Source organism: Geomonas sp., from assembly GCF_056994735.1.
The window spans coordinates 1-4,678 of the sequence record NZ_JBXKJL010000113.1 but is presented as its reverse complement, the minus strand read 5'-3'; the positions used below and the strand labels follow the sequence as shown (position 1 = coordinate 4,678).

The window sequence follows — 4,678 nt, the reverse complement described above, 5'->3', positions numbered from 1 at the left end:
GACGTCGAGGCCGCCGAAGTAATAGTTGAGGGCGAAGGAGAGGTAGCCGATGCAGCGGTTGGGGCGCTCGCTGAAGCCGGTGCCGCCGGGGAGGAAGTTGGAGAGGTGCTGGATTTCGGGGTTCTCGGTAATGGAAGAGACGTCGTCGAAGACAAAAGGCACCCGGAAGGTGTTCGAGTAGACCGCCAGTGCCAGGGCGATCAGGACGACCACCTGGATCAATGGGCGGCCAAGGCGCCGGGAAAATCCTGCCCGCGGGTCGGAGGTCATATCGCCTCTGTCCTGGCCGAAGCGGAGTTCCTGCCGTCGGACTTCCTTCTCGACTGCCCGCCATCCCGGACGGCACCCTTCTCCCATTTCTGCTTCACCAGTTCTTCCCGTAACAGCGCGTTGTCCTGGGCCAGGTCCTTCACCTGGTTGGCCAGCTGTGAGATCTTGATCGAGAACTGAACCGCGATGAGCATCAGGAAGATGATCGATCCGATGAAGAGGGTGGTTGTCGGCAACCCCGCGCCGATGAAATGGGTGAGGGAGACCAGCGAGTCGTACTGCAGCACGAGAAAGAACATGACCAGGCTGGTGCAAAGCCACAGGACCGAATACTCCTCCCTGAGCCTGCGCCGCCGCACCATGTCGACGGTGAAGATGAAGACCACCAGGCAGATGATGAGCGCGAAGATCTGTTGACGTATCGGCATTACAACCCCCCGTACCATTCTCCTGCTGCCGTGCTTACCCCGCCGTTTCGGGCCTGTCCTGCCTTGTCCTCTCCCTCAGGAGCGTCACCGAGATCGAGAGGAACATCTTGAAAAGATAGTAAAAGGGCTTCAGCCCGCTGTGCATCGACTTCCCTTCGGCGTTCGCGAACATGCGCACGGGGATCTCCCTGATGGAGAACCGGGCCCGGTGCAGGGTGATCAGCATGTCGGCATCGGGATAGTCGCAGGGGAAGACCTCGCTGGTGAAGAAGCGGATGACCTCGCGGTTGAAGGCCTGGTAGCCGGAGGTGGAGTCGGTGATCGGCGTCGCGGTCAGCCACGATACCACCTTCCTGAAAAAGGCCATGCCGATCCTGCGGGCCAGCGCGGGCTCGTAGCTCTCGACGTCAAGGAACCGTGACCCCAGAGCGAAGTCGCTCTCCCCGGCCATGACCGGCCTTAGCAGCTTCGGGATGAAGGTCGGGTCGTGCTGGCCATCGCCGTCGATCTGGACGAGGAAGTCATAGCCGTTGGCCCAGGCGTACTTGTAGCCGGTCTGGATGGCCACTCCGTATCCCATGTTGAAGGGATGGGATACCACCGTGGCCCCCGCGGATCCGGCGGCCGCCGCCGTGTCGTCGCGGGAACCGTCGTTCACCACCAGGATGTCGTACTGCGGCACCACGCCGTGTATGTTTCCGACTACTTCGGCTATCCGGGCCGCTTCGTTGTAGGCCGGGATCAGAACGAGTACCTTGGTCATCGGTTATCCTCCTGGGGCTTCAGCCATTGGTAGAGGAGACGGGTCCTGAGACTGAACAGGCGGTGCAGCAAGATGGCGACGCTTCCGCGCCAACCGGCGCCGGTGGCGTGTTTGCTGGCGGTGGCGAGGGCCTCGTCGAGCTGTGCTCCCGTCTGGCGGCTCCCCTTCGCCTCGCCGTGGACACGGAAGTCGGCCAACTCGTCGACCAGGACCGAGGGCTCTGCAACGCCGGCAAAGCGCAGCCACAGATCGTAATCCATGTCCAGGTGCCGCTCCAGGTCCAGGGTTCCCGCACGTTCCCACATGGCGCGATTCCAGAAGACGGCCATCTGCGGGATGAAGTTCTCGGTGAGGAGCTTGGCCCTGGAAAAGCGGCGGCCGCGCCAGTTCTTGTAGCTGACGATGAAGCTCGTTGTCCGATTCCCCCCCGCGTCGATCATACCGGCCCGGCCGTAGAGCCAGCGCGGTTTAGTGTCGTCGAGGAAGCGAACCGTCTTGCCCAGCGCTCCCGGCCGGAGCCGGTCGTCGGAGTTCAGCCAGCCGAGCACCCTCCCGCGGGCAAGTGTCATGCCGCGGTTGACCGCGTCGGACTGTCCCCGGTCGGGATCGAAACAGAGCCTGAGCCGCTCGCCGTACTCCTCTTCCAGCCTCCGCAGCAGCTCCCGCGACCCGTCGGTGGAGCCGGGGTCCATCACCAGGAGCTCCACGTCGACCCCTTCCTGGTCGAGCACCGAGCGCACCGCCTCCTCCAGGTAGGCGGCCTGCTGGAAGGAGGGCATGACGATGGATATGCGAGGCGCAGTCTCAGTCATGACGAACCGCCAGATCACGTATTATCGGCAGCATAGGGGCCAACGTCTCTTCCCACACGAACCCCGCCGCTCGATCCGCCACCCTGTCGGCGTAGCCGCTGTCGCGGTCTTCCATCGCGGAAAAAAGCTCTTCTACCGCTTCAACCCAGCGCTCAATGGAAAGTGAATCTACCAGGCGTCCGCAGCTGTTATCGACCACCTCCAGGGGGCCGCCGCTTCTGTGGGCCACTACCGGCGTCCCGCAGGCGATTGCCTCCAGCGGAGCCATGCCGAAAGGTTCCTCCACACTTCCGTGAAGAAGGAGGAGGGAACGCTGGTACAGCCGCGCCAGGGCCTCGTTGCTCACGCTGCCGTGAAAAATGACGCGACGACCGATGCCCAACTCTTGCGCGAGGAGACGCAGGGCAGCTTCCTCCTCGCCGCGGCCGACTATGTTGAAGACCATATCCGGATGGTTTTCAGAAACCGCGGCAAAAACCTTCATCAGGAAGTCGACCCGCTTGAACTTGGTAAGCCTGGCCACCGTCATGATGCCGCTCCTGGGGGCGCCGGTTTCCGGTCGAAAGACGCTGCCGTCAAGGCCGGGATGGGCGACCGCTACCGTCTCGCTCCCATAGATGGCGCGGACCATGCCACGGGTGTAGCCGCTGTTGGCCACGATGCCGTCGGATTGGCGGCTGAGGCGGATATCCGCCGCGGAAAGGAGCGGCCTTAACAGCCGCGCCAGCCACCGCTTCCAGCAGGGCACCAAGGCGTTTATCCACGGGCGAGAGTGGATGAAGGCGCTCGGCTCATGACAGATCCAGAGCAAGGGGGTCCTGCGGGTAAGCCGATAGAGCCACCCCCACCAGTTGGCCGGAAAAACCTGCGGGATCAGCAGGTCCGGCTGCCATGCATCTATGGCTTCATTGATGCGCAGCTGCCACCATGGCAGGAATGCCCAGTACTTGAGACTCGAGGTTACCGGCCCGTTCAGCGCGAATACTTCGACTCCGGTCGGAGCCGGGAATTTTACCGTGTCAGCACAGAGCGTGACGATGCCGACCGTCGCCCCCCTCTCCGCAAGAAAGCCGGCAAGTTTCATGGTGTAGATGAGGGCCCCGCCGGGGCAGGTCAGGTGCGGGAAGAGGATGAGAATCCGCCTCCCTTTCAGCTCCGTCCTTTGGCAGCAGGGGGGGGCGAAACGGCCCTCGCCGCAGCTTTGCACTGCCATTTCGGCATCTTCTCTTAGCTTCAGGCCCGGGGCGCTCACGCCAATCTATCCCTCTTATGAATGTCGACCCAATCCCTGGACGCGTTCTTCAGGTTGCTGGCAGTCAGCATCTTCACGTCATCAAACCGGATGCCCCTGTTGCGGGCCAGGTACAGCAGGATGGTGTAAGGTGCAGACAGCAGGACCAAAATGCCCGGCGACAGCCACGGCACAAGGCGCGTGATCCGGCTGCGGCAGTATCCATAGACCCTGTTGAGCGGCTGCCATCCGTAGTGCCGCCGCGCCGTCTCCAGCCCCTCCCGGTGGTTAGCCACTGCGTCGTCCGGGGACACGGTTTTCGACGCCTCATGCAGCCGGTAGGTGGACAGGTACTCCGGGAGGTAACGGAAGCCGTGCTTTCCAGCCAGCCTGATCCAGAGGTCGAAGTCCATGGCGTAGTGCAGGGTTGTGTCGACTCCTCCCACGGCGAAATAGGCGTCCCTGGTGAAGAAGGTGCTAGGCTGGCAGATGAAGTTGGCAGCCGCCAGCCGGCGGTAGTCGAAAGGCTCGGTGGGATACGAACCTACTGGGTACCCCTGCTCATCGATGAACCGCGACCTGCCGTAGACCACGTCGGCGCGGGGCTTCTGGCTGAAGGCCTCCAGCGTCCGGGCCAGCGTTCCGGGCAGGTAGGTGTCGTCCGAGTTCAGCCAGGCGAGTATCTCTCCTTCGGCCCGGTCAAACCCCTTGATGATGGCGTCGCTCTGCCCCTTGTCCCTCTCGCTGAGCCAGCGGTACCTGATGCCGCGGCACCTCACCGGCCACTCCCCGTTCTCCAGCAGCCGCTCATACCGCTTGATCACCTCCACGGATCGATCCGTCGATCCTCCGTCGATGACGAGGTAATCGATGCTGAAATCGCCTTCCTGGCCGAGGACGCTCTCAATGGTGGCTGCCAGGAACGACCCCTGGTTGTAGGATGGCGTGACTATGGATACGAGCATCTTTATCCCCTGGAATCGATCGGCGGCTTGCCGCTTTGCACCATCTCGCTGTAAAGGTCCGCGTAGCGCCGGGCCATGAGGTTCTGTCCGAACCCTTCCTCGATCTTCCGCCGGGCCCCGGTCGACAGTTTTTGCCTTCGTTGCTCGTCGCCAAGCACCCAACTGATCCCTTCCGCCAGGTCCTCCGGCAGATACGGGAGCGCCAGATA

Annotated in this window: 5 protein-coding genes and 2 pseudogenes; all 7 read right to left on the bottom strand. The window is 62.8% G+C overall.

Translation table 11 applies throughout. The annotated features are described in order from the left end of the window. Positions 1 to 270: pseudogene (locus tag AC11W3_RS05430) on the bottom strand (hypothetical protein); the annotation flags it as partial. After that, entirely contained in the window at positions 267 to 698 is a 432-nt protein-coding gene (locus AC11W3_RS05425) for a DUF2304 domain-containing protein (RefSeq protein ID WP_484090805.1), read from the bottom strand. The gene AC11W3_RS05425 and the pseudogene AC11W3_RS05430, both read right to left, overlap by 4 nt. Positions 699 to 732: 34 nt before the next feature. After that, complete coding sequence (locus tag AC11W3_RS05420) at positions 733 to 1,461, bottom strand: glycosyltransferase family 2 protein (RefSeq protein WP_484090806.1); 729 nt, start codon at positions 1,459 to 1,461, stop codon at positions 733 to 735. Then, positions 1,458 to 2,273: a glycosyltransferase family 2 protein gene (locus AC11W3_RS05415; RefSeq protein ID WP_484090807.1), complete on the bottom strand. Its 816-nt coding sequence runs from the start codon at positions 2,271 to 2,273 to the stop codon at positions 1,458 to 1,460. Before AC11W3_RS05415 ends, AC11W3_RS05420 begins: the two co-directional genes overlap by 4 nt. Then, positions 2,266 to 3,486, bottom strand: a complete 1,221-nt coding sequence (locus tag AC11W3_RS05410; protein WP_484090808.1) for a glycosyltransferase family 4 protein — start codon at positions 3,484 to 3,486, stop codon at positions 2,266 to 2,268. The genes AC11W3_RS05415 and AC11W3_RS05410 overlap by 8 nt, the downstream gene beginning before the upstream one ends. 35 nt (positions 3,487 to 3,521) lie before the next feature. Further along, positions 3,522 to 4,469 (bottom strand): glycosyltransferase family 2 protein, encoded by a 948-nt coding sequence (locus AC11W3_RS05405; protein ID WP_484092613.1) that lies wholly within the window; start codon positions 4,467 to 4,469, stop codon positions 3,522 to 3,524. Between the two features lie 2 nt (positions 4,470 to 4,471). Continuing rightward, positions 4,472 to 4,678, bottom strand: a pseudogene (locus tag AC11W3_RS05400) (hypothetical protein); the annotation flags it as partial.